Annotated in this window: 14 protein-coding genes and 1 pseudogene; 3 read left to right on the top strand and 12 right to left on the bottom strand. The window is 71.4% G+C overall.

Translation table 11 applies throughout. The annotated features are described in order from the left end of the window. Positions 1 to 37: 37 nt before the first annotated feature. Genes ACIP2X_RS23330 through ACIP2X_RS23340 form a run of 3 tightly spaced genes read left to right on the top strand, consistent with a single transcriptional unit; the run spans position 38 to position 3,596 of the window. Positions 38 to 553 carry a PadR family transcriptional regulator gene (locus ACIP2X_RS23330; protein ID WP_401676138.1) on the top strand — a complete coding sequence of 172 codons (516 nt, stop codon included), beginning with the start codon at positions 38 to 40 and terminating at the stop codon, positions 551 to 553. Beyond that, complete coding sequence (locus ACIP2X_RS23335) at positions 550 to 1,302, top strand: ABC transporter ATP-binding protein (RefSeq protein ID WP_401676140.1); 753 nt, start codon at positions 550 to 552, stop codon at positions 1,300 to 1,302. Before ACIP2X_RS23330 ends, ACIP2X_RS23335 begins: the two co-directional genes overlap by 4 nt. Positions 1,303 to 1,313: 11 nt before the next feature. Beyond that, positions 1,314 to 3,596 carry an FtsX-like permease family protein gene (locus ACIP2X_RS23340; RefSeq protein WP_401676142.1) on the top strand — a complete coding sequence of 761 codons (2,283 nt, stop codon included), beginning with the start codon at positions 1,314 to 1,316 and terminating at the stop codon, positions 3,594 to 3,596. Positions 3,597 to 3,626: 30 nt separating this feature from the next. On the opposite strand, the gene ACIP2X_RS23345 is transcribed toward ACIP2X_RS23340, so the two are convergent. The 12 genes and pseudogenes from ACIP2X_RS23345 to uvrC all read right to left on the bottom strand — a co-directional run. Continuing rightward, positions 3,627 to 4,118: a DUF2087 domain-containing protein gene (locus ACIP2X_RS23345; RefSeq protein ID WP_401676144.1), complete on the bottom strand. Its 492-nt coding sequence runs from the start codon at positions 4,116 to 4,118 to the stop codon at positions 3,627 to 3,629. 102 nt (positions 4,119 to 4,220) lie between these two features. Continuing rightward, positions 4,221 to 5,870, bottom strand: a complete 1,650-nt coding sequence (gene pgi, locus ACIP2X_RS23350; protein ID WP_401676146.1) for a glucose-6-phosphate isomerase — start codon at positions 5,868 to 5,870, stop codon at positions 4,221 to 4,223. Positions 5,871 to 6,061: 191 nt separating this feature from the next. Then, positions 6,062 to 6,397 (bottom strand): RNA polymerase-binding protein RbpA, encoded by a 336-nt coding sequence (locus ACIP2X_RS23355; RefSeq protein WP_003957010.1) that lies wholly within the window; start codon positions 6,395 to 6,397, stop codon positions 6,062 to 6,064. Between the two features lie 198 nt (positions 6,398 to 6,595). Then, a complete protein-coding gene (secG, locus tag ACIP2X_RS23360; protein WP_365454130.1) occupies positions 6,596 to 6,826 on the bottom strand; it encodes a preprotein translocase subunit SecG in 231 nt (76 codons plus the stop codon). A gap of 138 nt (positions 6,827 to 6,964) precedes the next feature. Next, on the bottom strand, positions 6,965 to 7,720 hold the full coding sequence (gene tpiA, locus ACIP2X_RS23365; protein WP_401676561.1) for a triose-phosphate isomerase: 756 nt from the start codon (positions 7,718 to 7,720) through the stop codon (positions 6,965 to 6,967). Between the two features lie 41 nt (positions 7,721 to 7,761). Next, positions 7,762 to 8,973: a phosphoglycerate kinase gene (locus ACIP2X_RS23370; RefSeq protein WP_401676148.1), complete on the bottom strand. Its 1,212-nt coding sequence runs from the start codon at positions 8,971 to 8,973 to the stop codon at positions 7,762 to 7,764. A 128-nt stretch (positions 8,974 to 9,101) separates the two neighbouring features. Further along, the gene (gene gap, locus ACIP2X_RS23375; RefSeq protein WP_401676150.1) at positions 9,102 to 10,112 is read right to left on the bottom strand and encodes a type I glyceraldehyde-3-phosphate dehydrogenase; all 1,011 of its coding nucleotides are present in this window, start codon (positions 10,110 to 10,112) and stop codon (positions 9,102 to 9,104) included. A 224-nt stretch (positions 10,113 to 10,336) separates the two neighbouring features. Further along, a complete protein-coding gene (locus ACIP2X_RS23380) occupies positions 10,337 to 13,288 on the bottom strand; it encodes a M14 family zinc carboxypeptidase (RefSeq protein ID WP_401676152.1) in 2,952 nt (983 codons plus the stop codon). A gap of 255 nt (positions 13,289 to 13,543) precedes the next feature. After that, positions 13,544 to 14,533 carry a DNA-binding protein WhiA gene (gene whiA, locus ACIP2X_RS23385; RefSeq protein WP_053762310.1) on the bottom strand — a complete coding sequence of 330 codons (990 nt, stop codon included), beginning with the start codon at positions 14,531 to 14,533 and terminating at the stop codon, positions 13,544 to 13,546. After that, positions 14,524 to 15,591: a uridine diphosphate-N-acetylglucosamine-binding protein YvcK gene (gene yvcK / locus ACIP2X_RS23390; protein WP_401676154.1), complete on the bottom strand. Its 1,068-nt coding sequence runs from the start codon at positions 15,589 to 15,591 to the stop codon at positions 14,524 to 14,526. Before yvcK ends, whiA begins: the two co-directional genes overlap by 10 nt. Then, positions 15,588 to 16,625, bottom strand: a complete 1,038-nt coding sequence (rapZ, locus tag ACIP2X_RS23395) for an RNase adapter RapZ (protein ID WP_401676156.1) — start codon at positions 16,623 to 16,625, stop codon at positions 15,588 to 15,590. Before rapZ ends, yvcK begins: the two co-directional genes overlap by 4 nt. Further along, positions 16,622 to 19,075, bottom strand: a pseudogene (uvrC, locus tag ACIP2X_RS23400) (excinuclease ABC subunit UvrC); the annotation flags it as partial. The gene rapZ and the pseudogene uvrC, both read right to left, overlap by 4 nt. Between the last annotated feature and the right edge of the window lie 142 nt (positions 19,076 to 19,217).

The following is a 19,217-nucleotide window of genomic DNA, read 5'->3' on the forward strand; positions in this document are numbered from 1 at the left end:
TGGAGCACAATGAGCGGACGCGAGGAGGAGAGCACGAGTGCGCCTGCCCCTCCTGGCACTCCTCGCGCGCGGACCGGCCCACGGCTACGAGCTCAAGCAGGACCTTGAGCAACTGCTGGGTGCCGCGTACCCTCAGCCGAACATCGGCCAGATCTACGTCACCCTCGCCCGGCTGGAGAAGTCGGGACTGATCGAGGGCGAGGAGATCGAGCAGTCGAACCGGCCGAACAAGAAGATCTACCACCTCACCGACGCCGGGCGGGAGGCGCTGCACGCCTGGTACGAGGAGACGGCCGACGAGCCGCGGGTCCGCGACGAGTTCTTCATGAAGCTCGCGCTCGCCCCGCAGACCGGGCTGGCCGACCAGATCGCACTGATCAACAAACAGCGGCGCCAGTATCTGAACACCATGCGCAGCCTGTCGAAGCTGGCCGCCACCGAGAACCGGGACAACCGCGTCGCCCAGCTGCTGATCGAGGGCGCGATGCTGCATCTGCAGGCCGACCTCGACTGGTTGGAGCGCTGCCAGGAGGAACTGGAGGAGCAGGAGTGAGCGAGCACCGTCCCACTCCGCTGCTGCGTGCCGAAGGCCTGGTGAAGACGCATCACGGCGAGGGAGCCCCGGCGCATGCGGTGCGCGGGGTCGATCTGTGCGTGGCGCGCGGGGAGTTCGTGGCCGTGACCGGCCCGTCCGGCGCCGGGAAGTCGACGCTGCTGCATCTGCTCGGCGGGCTCCAGCGACCGGACGCCGGCAGCATCTGGCTGGACGGCGAGTGCACGGACGCCTACGGCGAAGCGCGCTGGGCCGTGGAGCGCCGGCGGCGCATCGGGATCGTCTTCCAGTTCTTCAACCTGGTCTCCGACCTGTCGGTCGCGGACAACGTCGAGCTGCCCGCGCTGCTCGCCGGGGTCCCGCCGAAGCGCGCGCGGGCCGAGCGCGAGACACTGCTGGCCGAGCTCGGGCTGGACGGCAAGCAGCGCAGCATGCCGGGCGAGCTGTCCGGCGGTGAGCAGCAGCGGGTCGCGCTGGCGCGGGCCCTGGTCAACCATCCGCCGCTGCTGCTGGCGGACGAGCCCGCGGGCAGCCTGGACAGCCGGGGCACCCGCGAGGTGATGCGGCTGCTGTCCCGCTTCCACCAGCGGGGGCAGACCATCCTGCTGGTCACCCACGACGCCCGGCTGGCGAGCGCCGCTGACCGGGTCATCAGCTTCTTCGACGGACGCATCGCGGACGACGCGGAGCTGACCGGCGCCCCGTCGCGCCGGGTGGGGGCGTCCGGGGTGCTGGAGCTCAGGGACTGAGGCGGCGGGCGATGCGAGCGACCCTGCGCTGGGTGCACTCCGATCTGCGGGCGCACCGCGGAGAGGCGCTGTTCCTGGTGCTCGCGACGGCCGGCGTCGTCGCCTCGCTGCTGCTGGCGACGGCGCTCTTCGGCTACGCGACCAATCCCTGGCAGCGCGTGTTCACGCAGTCCCGGGACGCCCACGTGTGGATCCACACGGCCCCCTCCGCCGACGCGGGCGAGCTCTCGGGCCTCGACGGCGTGGACTCCGTCGCTGGCCCCTATCCCACCGAGTCCGCCACCCTCGCCGCCCGCGGCATCCGCGCCTCGGTCGAACTGCGCGGCTCCACCACGGACCCCGCCGACGGGCGCCCGCTGGTCACCGCGGGCCGGTGGCTGGACGGCGCGCACCCCGACGGCGTCGTACTGGAGAGCCGGCTGGCGCGCGCCCTGCTCGCCGAGCCCGGCGACGTCGTCGCCCTGCCGGGCACCGCGCGCACGCTCACCGTCGCCGGGATCGCCGACAGCGCCGAGCCGCGCTACCGCCCCGGCGAGCGGCCCGGCCTGGTCTGGGCGCTGCCGTCGGCCGTGCGCGCCCCGGACGGCGAGGTGACCGGGCTGCGCCTCGCGGATCCGGACGAGACGGACTACGCCGTCCAGCGCGCCGTCACGGTGCTCGGGGCCGGGGCGGTCAGCGAGGTCTCCACCTGGCAGCAGGCGCGCTCCGAGGCCCAGGGCGACACCCGGCTGCTCGGCCAGGTGCTGGGCCTGTTCGGGCTGGGTGCCCTGCTCGCCGCCGGGCTCGCCGTGCACGGCGCGATCGGCACCCGGATACGGGGGCATCTGCGGGACATCTCGGTGCTGAAGGCGATCGGCTTCACGCCCGGGCAGGTCGTCCGGGTCTTCCTGCTCCAGCACGTGGCGTACGCACTGCTCGGTGCGGTGGCCGCGGCCGCGCTGACCCAGACCCTGGGCGGCCGGATACCCGGCCGCCTCGGGGACGCGATCGACGTGTGGCAGGGGCTGCCGGGGCACACCGCGGCCCTGGCCGGCATACCCGCGGCGGCCGTGCTGTTCATCGCCGCCACCACCGGACTCGCCGCGTGGCGGGCCGGACGGGTGCCGCCGGTGCCGGTGCCCCGGAGCGCCGCCCCGGCCGCCGGACGGCTGTCGGGCCCGGCACGCGGCGCGCTGGGAGTACGGCTGTCCCCCGCGCTGGTCCTCGGCTGGCACAAGGCGTTCGCCCGCCGGCCGCGCACACCGGCCACCGTCGCCCGGCTGGCGCTGCCGCTGCTGCTGATCGTGGTCGCGATGAGCGCGTGGACCACCATCGACCGCTTCCACAGCAGGCCCGAGCAGGTCGGACTCGCCGCCGACCTCACCGTCCGCCCGGACCGCGAGATCGGTGACGACGAGGTGCGCTCCCTGCTCGGCCGTGACCCGCGGATCGCCGCCGCCCACCCGGGCGTCGAGGTGGCGGCGCTGGTGCCGGGCCAGACGGGCACGATCGCGCTGCGCGGGCTCGGCACCCGTGCGGATCCCTACCCGTACGCCTTGGCCGAGGGCCGCCCGGCGCTCGGCCGGGACGAGGCGGTGGCCGGACAAGGGCTGCTCGACCTGCTCGGCGTACGCGTCGGCGACTGGGTGCGCATGACCGTGGGCGACCAGCCCCAGATCCTGCACATCGTGGGCCGCAGCATCGAGCCGGAGAACGCCGGCCGGGTCATCTCCACCTCGCTCGACACCCTGCGCGAGAACGACCCCGAGCTGCGCCCCGCCCTCTACGAGCTGCGGCTGCGGCCCGGGGCCGACGCGCACGAGGTGGCGGGCGACCTGGCGACGGCCGCGGGCGGCCATCTGGACGTGCACGCCGTGCCCGATCCGGTCGACGGGCTGTCGTCGCTGCGCGGAGTGGTGCTGGGCCTGATCGCCGTGCTGGCCCTCATCGGGATCGTCGAGCTGCTCACCGTCATCGGCGGCACCGTCCGCGAGGGCGAGCGGGACCTGCTGGCGCTCAAGGCGATCGGCCTCACCCCACGGCAGATCACCGGGATCACCGTCACGGCCACCGCCTGCACCACTTTGATCGCGGTCCTGCTCGGCACGGCCCTGGGCCTGCCCCTGGCGCGCTGGCTGATCGACGCCCAGGGCAGCTCCAGCGGCATCGGCGCGGGCATCGCGCAGGGCCCGTCGCCGGGTCTGCTGCTGCTGTTCGGTACGGCCGCCGTCCTCGGCGCGGCCGCCCTCGCCGCCCTGCCCGCGACCCGCGCGGCCCGCCGTCGCCTCGCCGACACGCTCAGCGCGGTCGCCTGAGAGGCACGGACCCCGCGCTCGGGGGTCGCGTCAGGGGGTGAGCGCCGTGGCGCGGCGGTAGCTGCTGCCGTCGCGCTCGCGTACCAGCAGGCCGTTCTCGACGCAGTAGCGGCGCAGCGCGGACGTGTCGTCATGGACGGTGCGGAAGGCCTCGTTGACCTCACGCTCGGTGTATCCGCGGTCGGCGGCGAAGAGGGTCTCGGTCAGATGCTCCAGCAGTTCACGGCGCACGACCGGCCGGACGGGGATCGACGTCAGCCGCCCGTGGGCGAAGAACCCGGTCAGGCGCCGGGGCACACCGCTCTGCGCGGGCTCGGCGGGCCGGGCACGGCGGAAGACCGCCGGGTCGGCCTTCAGGGAACCGTCGGGCAGGCGCTCCACGAGCCCCGACGAGATCAGCCGTCCCAGGTGCCGGCGCGCGGCGGGAGAGTCCTCCTCGCGGGGCGGCAGGTCCTCCAGCACGATCCGGGCGTAGAGCTTCAGCCGTTCCGGGTCGGCGAGCGCGGCCATGAGCTGGTCCATGGTGAGTGGTGTCCTTCCGGCGGGTGACGGGCCGGAGCAGTGTCACCCGCCGGAAGCCGGCCGCGCATCCGCTTTTGCGTCCGCGCGGACCGGTCGCTTCGCTCAACGGCCGCGCAGCTCGCGGTACTTGGCGACCAGTGCCGTCGTGGAGGCGTCCAGGCCGGGCACCTGCGCGCCCTCGGTCAGGGCGGGTTCGACGCGCTTGGCGAGGACCTTGCCGAGCTCGACGCCCCACTGGTCGAAGGAGTCGATGTTCCACACGGCGCCCTGCACGAACACCTTGTGCTCGTAGAGCGCGACCAGCTGGCCGAGCACCGACGGGGTCAGCTCGCGGGCCAGGATCGTGGTCGTCGGGTGGTTGCCCTGGAAGGTCTTGTGCGCGACCAGTTCGTCGGGCACGCCCTCCGCGCGGACCTCCTCGGGCGTCTTGCCGAAGGCCAGCGCCTGGGTCTGGGCGAAGAAGTTGGCCATCAGCAGGTCGTGCTGGGCCTTCAGCTCCTCGCGCAGCTCGGCGACCGGCTCGGCGAAGCCGATGAAGTCCGCCGGGATCAGCTTGGTGCCCTGGTGGATCAGCTGGTAGTAGGCGTGCTGGCCGTTGGTGCCGGGCGTGCCCCACACGACCGGGCCGGTCTGCCACTGCACCTCGCGGCCGTCCCGGCCGACGGACTTGCCGTTGGACTCCATGTCGAGCTGCTGGAGGTAGGCCGTGAACCTCGACAGATAGTGCGAGTACGGCAGCACGGCGTGCGACTGGGCGTCGTGGAAGTTGCCGTACCAGATGCCCAGAAGCCCCATCAGCAGGGGCACGTTGGCTTCGGCCGGCGCGGTGCGGAAGTGCTCGTCGACGAGCCGGAAGCCGTCGAGCATCTCCCGGAAACGGTCCGGGCCGATGGCGATCATCAGCGACAGGCCGATCGCGGAGTCGTACGAGTAGCGGCCGCCGACCCAGTCCCAGAACTCGAACATGTTGGCCGTGTCGATGCCGAACTCGGCGACCTTCTCGGCGTTCGTCGACAGCGCCACGAAGTGCTTGGCGACGGCGGTCTCGTCCTTGAGGGCGGCCAGCAGCCAGGTCCGCGCGGAGGTGGCGTTGGTGACCGTCTCGATGGTGGTGAAGGTCTTGGACGCGATGACGAACAGCGTCTCGGCCGGGTCCAGGTCGCGGGTCGCCTCGTGCAGGTCGGCGCCGTCGACGTTGGAGACGAAACGGACGGTCAGCTCGCGGTCGGTGAAGGCGCGCAGCACCTCGTAGGCCATCGCGGGGCCGAGGTCGGAGCCGCCGATGCCGACGTTGACCACGTTGCGGATCCGCTTGCCGGTGTGGCCGGTCCACTCCCCCGAGCGGACGCGCTCGGCGAAGCCGGCCATCTTGTCCAGCACGGCGTGCACACCCGGCACGACGTTCTCACCGTCGACCTCGACCACCGCGTCCCGCGGCGCGCGCAGCGCGGTGTGCAGCACGGCCCGGTTCTCGGTGGTGTTGATCCTCTCGCCCCGGAACATCGCGTCCCGCAGCCCGAAGACGTCCGTGGCCACCGCCAGCTCGCGCAGCAGCCGCAGCGTCTCGTCGGTGACGAGGTGCTTGGAGTAGTCGACGAACAGGTCACCGACCTGGAGCGTGCAGCCCGTGCCGCGCCCGGGGTCCGTCGCGAACAGATCCCGCAGATGGGTGTCCGCGAACTCCTCACGGTGCTTGGCCAGAGCGGTCCACTCGGGTGTCTGATTCAGCCTGGTACGGCCGTCTGCGTTCATGGTCCCAACCTAGTTGATCAGGGGTGGACGTGAGCTGTCGTCGCGTCGTCGTGCCGTGCAACAACAAGTACGTCCCCCACGACCCCAGGTGTCAGCGGTGTCAGCGGTGACCGCGGTGTCGACGGTGCCGTCGATCCGGGGACCAAGCGGATCCGGCCGGGCACCGTGGGGTGCCCGGCCGGGTCCGACTTCTAGATCTCGCCTCGCAGTTTGGCGAGCGCCTCGGCGAGGATCGCCTCGCCGTCCGCGTCGCTGCGGCGCTCCCGCACATAGGCGAGGTGCGTCTTGTAGGGCTCGGTGCGCGGCGGGTCCGGGGGGTTGTCCCGGTCCTGACCGGCAGGGAAGCCGCAGCGCGGACAGTCCCAGGTGTCGGGAACCTGCGCGTCGCTGGCGAAGCTGGGCTGCGTCTCGTGCCCGTTGGAGCACCAGAAGGAGATGCGCAGACGGGGCGCGGACTCGCCCCGCTCGGCTTCGCCCATCGGCCCCGCCCCGACCCGGCTTCCTCGGATCGCGTTGCCACTTGCCACGGTCGTAACTCCCTGCGTGATGGTGCCGCGAAGCGAGTCGGCGTTTCGCTTCGCTGCGAGCGCCTCAGTCTACGTAAGGCCCAACGCGCGTCCAGTGATTGGAGTTACAACCCCCCACCTAGACGCACGCCCCATGATAGGCCGCGCTCTGCTGCGCGTACCGAACATGGGGCGTTACGTGCGAAACGCGTGGGCGGTTCAGTTGTTGATCTTCATCATGATGCCCAGCACGACGATGCACGCGAACCACAGCAGACCGACCACCAGGGTGATCCGGTCGAGGTTGCGCTCGGCGACGGAGGAGCCGCCGACGGACGACTGCATGCCGCCACCGAACATGTCGGAGAGGCCGCCGCCCTTTCCCTTGTGCATCAGCACCAGCAGCATCAGCAGCAGGCTGAAGACGATCAGGGCGATCGAGAACCCCAAAACCACGGCTGGACCAACTTCCTCGGAAACGGATGAACGACGGGGGCACAGCGTTTACAGCCATGCCCCCGCAAGGGTACGACGGATCGTCGCTACCGCCTACTCACTGATCGGCCGGGAGCCGAGTCGGTGGCCGGCTCACTGGTCGCGGAAGCGCACGATCTTGACGAACTCGTCCGCGTCCAGCGAGGCGCCGCCGACCAGCGCGCCGTCGATGTCGGCCTGCGCCATGATCTCGGCGACGTTCCCCGACTTCACGGAGCCGCCGTACTGGATGCGGACCTTGTCGGCCAGGTCCTGGGTGTACAGCTCGGCGATCTTGCCGCGGATGGCGGCGCAGACCTCCTGGGCGTCCTCGGCGCCGCAGACCTTGCCGGTGCCGATGGCCCACACCGGCTCGTAGGCGATCACGATCGTCTCGGCCTGCTCGGCCGGGAGACCCTTCAGACCGCCCTCGACCTGGGCCAGCGTGTGCGCGACGTGGTCGCCCGCCTCGCGCACCGCCAGCTCCTCGCCGACGCACATGATCGGCGTCAGGTCGTGCTTGAAGGCGGCCTTGACCTTGGCGTTCACCAGCTCGTCGGTCTCGCCGTGGTACTGGCGGCGCTCACTGTGGCCGATCGCGACGAAGGTGCACTTCAGCTTCGCCAGCATGGAGCCGGAGATCTCACCGGTGTACGCGCCGGAGTCGTGGACCGAGAGGTCCTGGGCGCCGTACTTGATCTTCAGCTTGTCGCCGTCGACCAGGGTCTGCACCGAGCGCAGGTCGGTGAAGGGCGGCAGGACGGCGACCTCGACGGCCTCGTAGTCCTTGTCGGCCAGGGCGAAGGCGAGCTTCTGGACGTGGGCGATGGCCTCGAGGTGGTTGAGGTTCATCTTCCAGTTGCCCGCCATCAGCGGCGTGCGCCCGGAAACATTTGATGCAGCCATCGGGGTCAGTCCTCCAGTGCGGCGAGGCCGGGGAGCGTCTTGCCCTCGAGGTATTCGAGGGAGGCGCCGCCACCGGTCGAGATGTGGCCGAATGCGCTCTCGTCGAAGCCCAGGGTGCGCACGGCCGCGGCGGAGTCGCCGCCGCCGACCACCGTGAAGCCCGGGGAGTCGAGGAGCGCCTGGGCGACCGCCTTGGTGCCCTCGGCGTAGTCGGGATGCTCGAAGACGCCCATGGGGCCGTTCCAGAAGACGGTGGCGGCGTCGGCGAGCTTCGAGGCGTACAGCTTGCGGGTCTCCGGACCGATGTCCAGGCCCTCCTGGTCGGCCGGGATGGCGTCCGCGGCGACTGTCGTGGGGTGGGCCGGAGCCTTGGTCTTCAGGTCCGGGAACTCGGGGGCGACCAGGACGTCGACCGGCAGGACCAGCTCGACGCCGTTCTTCTCGGCCCGCTCCATGTACTCCTGGACGACCGGGACCTGGTCCTGCTGGAGCAGGGAGATGCCGACCTCGTGCCCCTGGGCCTTGAGGAATGTGTACGCCATGCCGCCGCCGATCAGCAGGCGGTCGGCCTTGCCGAGCAGCTGGTCGATCACGGCGAGCTTGTCGGAGACCTTGGCGCCGCCGAGGGCGACGACGTAGGGCCGCTCCACGTCCTGGGTGAGCTTCTTCAGGACGCCGACCTCGGTGGCGATCAGGTGGCCGGCGTAGTGCGGCAGCCGGGCCGGGAGGTCGAAGACCGAGGCGTGCTTGCGGTGCACCGCGCCGAAGCCGTCGCCGACGTAGACGTCGGCGAGGGCGGCGAGCTGGTCCGCGAAGGCGGCGCGCTCGGCGTCGTCCTTGCTCGTCTCGCCGGCGTTGAAGCGCAGGTTCTCGATCACCGCGACCTGGCCGTCGGCGAGGGAGGCGACGGTGGCCTGCGCGGAGTCGCCGACCGTGTCGGTGGCGAACGCGACGTCGGTGCCGAGCAGTTCGCCGAGCCGGGTGGCGGCCGGGGCCAGCGAGAAGGCGGGGTCCGGGGCGCCCTTGGGGCGGCCCAGGTGCGAGGCGACGACCACGCGGGCGCCCGCCTCGGCCAGCGCCTTGACGGTGGGCAGCACGGCGCGGATGCGGCCGTCGTCGGTGATGGCGGTGCCGTCCAGCGGCACGTTGAGGTCGGCGCGGACGAAGACCCGCTTGCCGGCCACACCGTCCGAAAGAAGCTCGTCGATCGTCTTCATGAAGGGGCTCCTGGGAAGGGCTCTCGATACGAGTGGGCTGGGCGATCCGTACGCGAGTCAGGGCTCGGGCGGCGCGGCGTGCGCTGCCCGAGCCCTGTCCTCACATCAAGATGCCCGCGAGAAGCTGCTCAGAGCTGGTTGCCGACGAAGACCGTGAGGTCGACGAGGCGGTTCGAGTAGCCCCACTCGTTGTCGTACCAGCCGAGGATCTTCACCGTGTTGCCCTCCTGGACCATGGTCAGGGAGGAGTCGAAGGTGCAGGAGGCCGGGTCGCTGACGATGTCCGAGGAGACGATCTCGTCCTCGGTGTAGACCAGGTAGCCCTTGAGGTCGCCGTCCTCGGAGGCCTTCTTGAACGCGGCGTTGACCTCGTCCTTGGTGACCTCGCGCTGCAGGGTCACGACCAGGTCGGTGGCCGAGCCGGTCGGGACCGGGACGCGCATCGCGATGCCGTCGAGCTTGCCCTTGAGCTGCGGCAGGACCAGGGCGGTGGCCTTGGCGGCACCCGTCGTGGTCGGGATGATGTTCTCGGCGGCGGCACGGGCGCGGCGCAGGTCCTTGTGCGGGAAGTCCAGGATGCGCTGGTCGTTCGTGTACGCGTGGACCGTCGTCATGAGGCCCTTGACGATGCCGAAGTTCTCGTCGAGCACCTTCGCCATCGGCGCCACGCAGTTGGTGGTGCAGGAGGCGTTGGAGATGACGTGGTGGTTCGCCGGGTCGTACTTGTCCTGGTTGACGCCCATCACGATGGTGATGTCCTCGTCCTTGGCCGGGGCCGAGATGAGGACCTTCTTCGCGCCACCGGCGAGGTGCTTGGCGGCGTCGTCCTTCTTGGTGAAGATGCCGGTCGACTCGATGACGATGTCGACGCCCAGCTCGCCCCACGGGATGTCGGCGGGGTTGCGCTCGGAGAGCACCTTGATGGTGCGGGCGCCCACGGTGATCGTGTCGGCGGTGTGCGTCACCTCGTGCTTCAGACGCCCCAGGATGGTGTCGTACTTGAGCAGGTGAGCGGTGGTCGCGGTGTCACCCAGGTCGTTGACAGCCACGATCTCGATGTCAGCACCCTGCTCCAGCAGCGCGCGGAAGTAGTTACGACCGATGCGGCCAAAGCCGTTGATGCCTACGCGGATCGTCACGAACCGATCTCCTCGTTGGTACGCCGGCCGTTGATGCCGGCGAGCTGTATGGGATGTCCCCGACCGCCTACGACCCTACCTCCCCGCAGCCCCTGTGGTGACATCGAGATGGCCCATACACGGCAGGGCGGTCCGTACCCGTCAGTAGGGGTACGGACCGCCCGGTCCGTGCGAACGGATCACCCGATGTGACTACGGATGGTGTGCCGTCACGGACCCTCTGTTCAGCGGTCGAGCGCGGCGAGCGCCGACCGGATCAGGGCGCGGCGGTCGGCCGCCCCGGGGACGTGTTCCAGACCGAAACCGAGCAGCACCGTGTCCTCCGTGGTGACCGCTCCATATGTCTTGAACAGCTCTCCGGACAGACCCCAGTCCGTGACCACCGCCGGACTGCCCGCGGGCGGTCCGGCGGTGGTCCAGGCACCGAGCGAGGTCTCGAAGCCGTCGGTCTGCCCCGCCGTGCCGCCGATGACGACGGCGGCGTTGTCGGCCAGGACGCCGCGGCCGCCGGAGCCGGGGTCGGTGACGTAGCTGAGGGAGAGCTCGACCGTCTTGCCGGCGTAGGGGGAGAGGTCGAACTCGACCTGCTGCCAGCCGTCGGCGGAACCGGTGAAGCTGTTCCAGGCGCCGCTGGTCCCGAAGGGCGCGCAGCCGTCGGCCCCGAGGGTCAGGTACCGCTTCAGCGCCGGGTGGGCCTGGAGGAAGAACCCGGCCTCGCACTCGGTCGGAACCGCGGTGCCGGTGGCGCCGTTCTTCTCCGGGAGCGTGGTCCAGTCGTCGGCCCCGGCCGTGTGGGCCTCCAGCACGGCGTGGTCGTAGCCGGCCTCGGTGTCCCACAGCAGCCGGGTGCGCAGCGTGGGAGCCTCGGCCGCGGTCACGGAGGTGAGGTCGACGGTGCGGGTCAGGCGGTTCCAGGCGTAGTCGGAGTGCGTGACGGCGGCCATGGACGCGCCCTCGTAGGGGCCGTACGGATTGACGGTCCCCGGGTACTGGCCCGCGCCCTCGCTCGCGAACTGCGGGAAGGTCTCGACGGACAGGGTGTCGGAGGTGACGCCGAAGGATCCGGCGGTGTTCAGCGGGTTGCCGGGCGCGTCGCCGAGCGTGGCCGTGACGCCGCCGAGCGCGCCGGTGCCGGTGAAGCCGGTGACGGCCGGGAGGGACGTACGGGTGTAGGCGCCCAGGTAGTACTGGCTGAAGTCGTTCGACAGGGTGCCCCCGCCGAGGTCGACGGAGCCGCCGGCCGTCTCGCCGGCCTCGATCAGCCTGCCGCCCTCGTTGAGGAAGGCGCGCAGCTGAAGCTGGGTGGCGACGCCCGGACGGACGGCTCCGGTGTAGTGGACGACGGTGTCGAAGTGCGACAGCACGCCGAGCGCGTCCGGTGCGCCCTGGGTCGCGACGTCCCAGACGGCGGCCCGCTCCCCGTTGGCCTTGAGCGCGTCGACGTACGTCTGCGCATGCGTCGCGGCCGTGCCCTCCTCGGCGACGACGAGGACGTCGGCGCGCGGCCGTTCGGCGATCGTGTAGGTGAAGTGCTCGCTCGTGGTGGCCTTCCCGGAGCGCGTCTCGCCGGAGAACCAGACCTCGACCTCGTCCCCGGGCACGCCGTCGGCGACCTTCGCCCGGTACTCGTCGAAGTAGAGGTTGTCCTCACCGCCGTACGTCTCGCCGCCCTGCCAGGCCCGCAGCCGCATGTCGTGCGTACGGCCGCCGTTGACGCGGTACTTGAGCTCCTTGTCGCGCACGGACTTGCGCGCCACGACGGAGACCTCCTGGTCGGCGCCGCGCGAGTACGACGTCGTGAACGCCGCCGGGGTGAAGTCGGGCGCGTCCACGCCGACCGACGACCTGGGCTGGTCGGGCCGCGCGGCGGACTCGGCGACGGAGAGCGCGAACGGGACGTTCTTGACGAACTCCTGCTGGATCAGCTTCTCGTCGTCCGGGAAAGTGAAGATCGACTCGCAGTCGGCCGGGTTCCAGGCGTCGTCCGGGTCGACGTTCGAGACGGTCTGGCAGGTGGACATCTCCGGGGTGAACATCGCCGTGCCGTGGACGTTGGCCGCGTGGCCGTCCGCCTCGCCGTTGGTGGTGTACAGCTCGGAGGAGAGCTGGGGGTGGTAGCCGGGGATCGCGGAGTTGTCCGGCGTACCCGCGAGGGACTTGTAGAGGACGTCGTCCGGGGTCGGGGTGGCGACCTGCCAGCCGACGCCGTAGAGCAGGAGCTCGGCGGCGGAGTGGTAGTTGATGCCGTACTCGAAGCCGATCCGCCGTTCGAAGGCGTCCAGCGCCTTGGTCTCGGGCTCGGAGTTCGGGCCGGGGCCGCGGTAGGTCTGGCTGGTGGGCTGGGGGGACGAACCCTCGTCGTCGTAGCCCCACTTGTAGGCGAAGTTGCGGTTGAGGTCGACGCCGTCGCCGATGGTGTACGCGCCGTCGCCGTTGTTGTCCCGCATGTTCTTGCGCCACTGGCGGTCGCCGTCGGCGTGGTGCGTCCAGTCGTAGCCGTCGGGGTTGGCCGAGAGCACGAACCACAGTTCGGTGGTGTCGACGATGTTCCGGACGCGCTTGTCGGTGGCGTACTTGTCGAGGTAGTGGTGCATCAGCCGGCGGGTCATCTCCGGCGTGATCCACTCGCGCGCGTGCTGGTTGGAGACGTAGAGGACGGAGGGCTTGGCGCCGTCCTTGGTCTTCTTGGCGTTCTTGGTGAGCTTCAGGGCGAGGATGTCCTGGCCCTGGAGGGTCTTGCCGATGGAGACGACCTTGGTCAGGGACGGATGCTCCTGCCCGGTCCGCAGGATCTCCTCCTGGAGGTTGCCCTTGCCGCTGTACGGCCGGAAGACCCCGTCGCCGGCGGCGGCCACGCGTGCGCGTGCCTTCGCCGAGAGCTTGTGCTCGGTGAGGTCGACGCCCTGCCGCTCCAGCTTCTCGGCCTGCTTGTCGGTCAGGTAGACCTCGACGGTGGCGGTGCCCTTGTCCGGGATCTGTTCACCGAGTTCGTGACTGTCCTGCCCGGTGGCGAGCAGCAGGGGTACCTGCTGCCGGGTGACGTCGGCGCGGAAGACCTTGACCTCTTCGGCGTCCGGTCCGGACGCCTTGTCGTCGGCCTGTGCCGCGGGCGCCAGGGTGAGGCCGCCCAGCAGGAGCACGCCGGCGGCGAGGATCGATCTCGCTCTTCGTCTCATGAGCCCCCCTTGCGGTGGTTCGCCACAGTGGCGAATGGATGCCAGGCTCATGACAGATCATGGTCAAGTCAAGAGCGCATCAAAGGAGTTGAGTGCGCGGCCTCCCCGCTGCGGGGAGGCTGAGGCGGTCGTGAACGCCGGTGCCGGGGAGGACGGGCCGGTCGTGCGCGCCGGTGCCGGAGAGCGTGCGGCGGTCGTGACGCCGGTGCCGGGCCTGCCGGGGCAGGGAGCGGCACCGGTGAGTCCGACCCGGCGTCACCCGGCGAGATTGTCCGCCAGTTCCTCGCTGAGGTTCGCCTCCGTGCCCGGGATCCCCAGGTCCGACGCCCGCTTGTCGGCCATCGCCAGCAGCCGGCGGATACGGCCCGCGACGGCGTCCTTGGTCAGCGGCGGGTCGGCGAGCGCGCCCAGCTCCTCCAGCGAGGCCTGCTTGTGCTCCATGCGCAGTCGGCCGGCGGCCGCGAGGTGCTCGGGGACGTCGTCGGCGAGGATCTCCAGCGCACGCTGCACCCGGGCACCGGCGGCGACCGCCGCGCGGGCGGAGCGCCGCAGGTTGGCGTCGTCGAAGTTGGCGAGCCGGTTGGCGGTGGCCCGCACCTCGCGGCGCATCCGCCGCTCCTCCCAGGCCAGCACCGACTCATGGGCACCGAGCCGGGTCAGCAGCGCGCCGATCGCGTCACCGTCACGGACGACCACCCGGTCGACGCCGCGCACCTCGCGGGCCTTCGCGGCGATCGACAGCCGGCGGGCGGCGCCGACCAGGGCCAGCGCGGCCTCGGGACCCGGGCAGGTCACCTCAAGGGAGGAGCTGCGGCCGGGCTCCGTGAGCGAACCGTGGGCCAGGAAGGCCCCGCGCCAGGCGGCCTCCGCGTCGCAGGTGGCCCCCGAGACCACCTGCGGGGGCAGACCCCGGATCGGACGGCCCCGGCCGTCGACGAGGCCCGTCTGCCGGGCCAGCTGGTCGCCGCCCGCCACGACCCGCACGACGTAGCGCGAACCGCGTCGCAGACCACCCGGAGCCATCACGATCAGCTCCGAGCTGTGCCCGAAGATCTCCAGGATGTCCCGCTTGAGCCGCCGCGCCGCCATCGCGGTGTCCAGCTCCGCCTCGATCACGATGCGCCCGCTGACCAGGTGGAGGCCGCCGGCGAACCGCAGAATGGCGGAGACCTCCGCCTTCCTGCAGCAGGTCCGGGTGACGGGGAGCCGGGAGATCTCGTCCTTCACCGCTGCCGTCATCGCCATGGGCCGATCCTTCCATGCATCCGAAAAATACGGTCGTACGCGGCGGCCAGCAGCTCCGGGTCGTGCCGCGGAGTACCGTCCCTCCGGGCCACCGGTGCCAGCTCGACCGCGGCACCGAAACGCTTGGCGGCGTCGGTCAGTGAGTCGCGGTCGGGCACGGCGGCCTCGTCGGCCAGCACCACGTCCAGGGCGAGTTTAGGGGCGTGTCGTCCCAAAACCTCCAAATGACGCTGCGGGGAGAAGCCCTCGGTTTCTCCGGGCTGCGGCGCGAGGTTCAGCGAGAGCACCCGGCGGGCCTTCGTCTCCGACAGCGCGTCCAGCAGCTTGGGGACGAGCAGGTGCGGGATGACTGAGGAGAACCAGGAGCCGGGCCCGAGCACCACCCAGTCCGCGTCCAGGACCGCCTCGACGGCCTCCGGGACGGCGGGCGGGTCGTTGGGCACCAGGTGCACGGACTGCACCTCGCCCGGGGTGAGGGCGACGGTCGCCTGCCCGCGCACGGTGTCGATGTCCTCGGGCCGCTCCCGGTCGTGCCCCTTGACCAGCGCCTGCAACTCCAGCGGGACGGCCGACATGGGCAGCACCCGCCCGTGCGCGCCGAGCAGCTTGCCGACCAGGTCGAGCGCCAGGACATGGTCGCCCAGCTGCTCCCACAGGGCGACGATCAGCAGGTTGCCGACCGCGTGCCCGTGCATCTCGCCACCGGACTGGAAGCGGTGCTGGATGACCCGGGCCCAGGTCTGGCCCCAGTCGTCGTCGCCGCACAGCGCCGCCAGGGCCTTGCGCAGATCGCCGGGCGGCAGCACGCCCAGCTCGTCACGGAGCCGGCCGCTTGAGCCGCCGTCGTCGGCCACGGTGACGACGGCGGTGAGGTCGCCGGTGATCCGGCGCAGCGCGGCCAGCGAGGCGGACAGCCCCATGCCCCCGCCCAGGGCCACCACCTTGGGCTGGGTGCCCCGGCGGCGCGCCCGGGCACCCCGGGGCTCGGTGAGCCGGCCGCCACGCCCCTCGGGGGTGACCTTGCGCAGCCGGCTCAGCCGCAACGTACGTCCCGTCATTCCCGTCCCATGTCCCGGTGCACGACCACCGTCTCCACGCCCTCGGCCGCCAGGCGCGCGGCGAGCTTCTCCGACATCGCGACCGAGCGGTGCTTGCCGCCCGTACAGCCGACCGCGATGGTCACGTACCGCTTGCCCTCGCGGCGGTAGCCGGTCGCGATCAGCTGGAGCAGCTCGGCGTACCGGTCGAGGAACTCCTTGGCACCGGGCTGGTTGAAGACGTAGCCCGACACCTCCTCGTTGAGGCCGGTGAAGGGGCGCAGCTCCGGCACCCAGTGCGGGTTGGGCAGGAAGCGGCAGTCGACGACGAGGTCCGCGTCGACCGGCAGACCGTACTTGTAGCCGAAGGACATGACGGTCGCCCGCAGCTCGGGCTCCTCCTCGCCCGCGAACTGGGCGTCCATCTTGGCGCGCAGCTCGTGCACGTTCAGGCTGGAGGTGTCGATCACCAGGTCGGCGTCGCCGCGCAGCTCGCGCAGCAGCTCGCGCTCGGCGGCGATGCCGTCGACGATCCGGCCGTCGCCCTGCAGCGGGTGCGGGCGGCGCACCGACTCGAAGCGGCGCACCAGGGCCTCGTCGGAGGACTCCAGGAAGACGATCCGCCGGGTCACCCCGCGCGTGTCGAGGTCGGCGAGGGACTCGCGCAGATTGTCGAAGAAGCGCCTGCCGCGTACGTCGACGACGACCGCGATCCGTGCCACGTTGCCCTGCGAGCGGGCACCGAGCTCCACCATGGTGGGGATCAGCGCGGGGGGAAGGTTGTCGACCACGAACCAGCCGAGGTCCTCCAGGCACTTCGCGGCCGTCGAGCGGCCGGCTCCGGACATGCCGGAGATGATCACCAGTTCGGGGATGGCCGCCTCGGTGGCCCCGCCCGCCTCCCCGGCCGTGCCCGCCTGCGCCCCGTCGTTGCCCGCCTGCGCCGCGTCGTCCTGAGGCGCGTCGCTGCGGCTGCGTTCCTCGTCGGTCACCTTGTGGGATTCCTCGGGTTCCTGATCTCGCCGGTCCGTGGACTGCTTCTCGTGCTCGGTCATCTCTCCTGCCCCCGTCGCTCGTCCGGGGCGCCCGTGGGTACGGGCGCCCCTGGAGCACCCGCCGTCGTCCCGGGTGCGCCGTCTTCCACGTCATCCATGATCTCTCCAGTCGCCGTGTTCACGGCGGGTGCGGCCGGGGCCGTGCGGGCGAGTGCCGCGGCGATCGTCTCGGCCGTCTTGCGACCTATGCCTGGAACCTCGCAGATCTGGTCGATTGTCGCGGACCGCAGCTTCTTCACCGAACCGAAGTGCTTGATCAACGCCTGTTTGCGTGTCTCGCCGAGCCCGGGGACGTCGTCCAGGGGACTGGAACGGATGCGCTTGGCGCGCTTGCTGCGCTGGTAGGTGATCGCGAACCGGTGCGCCTCGTCGCGGACGCGTTGCAGCAGGTAGAGGCCCTCGCTGCTGCGGGGGAGGATCACCGGGTCGTCGTCGCCGGGCAGCCAGACCTCCTCCAGGCGCTTGGCGAGGCCGCACACGGCGATGTCGTCGATGCCCAGCTCGTCCAGGGCGCGCTTGGCGGCGGCCACCTGCGGCCGGCCGCCGTCGACGACGACCAGCTGCGGGGGGTAGGCGAAGCGCTTGGGCCGGCCGTCGTCCTCGGTGAGACCGCCGGCCAGGGGGGCGTCGCCGAGGGGGTCTTCTGCGCCGCCGCCCGCGAGCACGACCGTGCCGCGGTCGCGGGGGGCACCGTTCGCGCCGCCGGCCCCGACCGCCCTGGAGCCGTCCGCGTCGACGGGCAGGACGCCGTCCGTGTCCGAGCGCAGGACGCCGTCCGTGTCCGCGGGCAGGGTGCCGTCCGCCGACGCGGGCACGCGACCGCCCGTGTCGTCAGCCGGGGAGCCGTCCGCGTCGGAGGGCACGCGGGCATCCGCGCCGACAGGCCAGGAGCCGTCCGCGTCCTTGGGCAGGGAGCCGTCCGCGCCGGAGAACACGCGGGCATCCGCGCCGACAGACCCGGAGCCCTCCGCGTCCACGGGCAGGGCGCCGTCGGCAGGGGTGGTGCTGTCGGTGAGCGGGGGCTCGGCGTCGGCCCACTCCCCCGTCCGCTCCTTCTCGGCGAGGTAGCGCCGGAAACGGCGCGTGATCACCTCGCGCATCGAGCGCACGTCGTCCTGCCCGGCGAAGCCCTTGATCTGGAACCGGCGGTACTCGCTCTTGCGCTGCAGGCCGTCCTCGAAGACGACCATGGACGCCACCACGTCGTCGCCCTGGAGGTGCGAGATGTCGTAGCACTCGATCCGCAGCGGGGCGCTGTCGAGGTCCAGGGCGTCGGCGATCTCCTCCAGCGCGCGCGAGCGCGTGGTCAGGTCGGAGGCCCGCCTGGTCTTGTGCAGCGCCAGCGCCTGCAGGGCGTTGCGCTGCACGGTCTCCATCAGGTCCTTCTTGTCGCCGCGCTGCGGGATGCGCAGCGAGACGTTCGAGCCCCGGCGCACGGTCAGCCACTCCTGGACCGGCGCCACCGGCTCGGGCAGCGCCGGGACGAGGACCTCCTTGGGGACCGCGTCGCCCGTCTCCTCGCCGTAGAGCTGCTGGAGGGCGTGCTCGACCAGGGCGCCGGTGGTGATCTCCTCGACCTTGTCGGTCACCCAGCCGCGCTGGCCGCGCACGCGCCCGCCGCGGACGTGGAAGATCTGCACGGCCGCTTCGAGCTCGTCCTCGGCCACGGCGATGAGATCGGCGTCGGTCGCGTCGGCGAGCACGACCGCGTTCTTCTCCATGGCCTTCCTGAGGGCCTCGATGTCGTCGCGCAGCCGGGCCGCCCGCTCGTACTCCAGGTCCTCCGCCGCCTGCGCCATCTGCTTCTCCAGGCGGCGCAGGTACGTGCCCGTGCGCCCCGTCATGAAGTCGCAGAACTCCTCGGCCAGCTCCCGGTGGTCCTCCTCGGAGATCCGGTCGACGCAGGGCGCGGAGCACTTGCCGATGTAGCCGAGCAGGCAGGGCCGCCCGGTGCGGCGGGCGTTCTTGAAGACACCCGCCGAGCAGGTGCGCACCGGGAAGACGCGCAGCAGCAGGTCGACCGTGTCCCGGATGGCCCACGCGTGCCCGTACGGCCCGAAGTAGCGCACGCCCTTCTTCTTGTGGCCGCGCATCACCTGCACGCGCGGGTACTGCTCGTTCATCGTCACCGCGAGGTAGGGGTAGCTCTTGTCGTCGCGGTACTTGACGTTGAACCGGGGGTCGTACTCCTTGATCCAGGAGTACTCCAGCTGCAGGGCCTCGACCTCCGTGGACACCACCGTCCACTCCACGGACGCGGCCGTGGTGACCATGCTCCGGGTGCGCGGGTGCAGGCCGGCCAGGTCCTGGAAGTAGTTGGCCAGGCGCTGGCGCAGGCTCTTCGCCTTTCCGACGTAGATCACCCTGCGGTGCTCGTCACGGAACCGGTACACCCCGGGGGTGTCCGGGATGTCTCCCGGCCTGGGGCGGTAGCTGGAGGGATCGGCCATGTCTCACACCCTACTGGCGAGCGGTGACACTCCGGTGAGCCTGTGGACAACGCCCCTCGCGGTGCCGGGCCGCCCGGTGGACGACGGCCCGCGGGGCACCGGTCGAACCTCGGCCACGAGCACACCACGGTTGGGCTGCAGG

It is taken from the genome of Streptomyces sp. NPDC089424, assembly GCF_044749345.1.
In the GTDB taxonomy this organism is placed as follows: domain Bacteria; phylum Actinomycetota; class Actinomycetes; order Streptomycetales; family Streptomycetaceae; genus Streptomyces.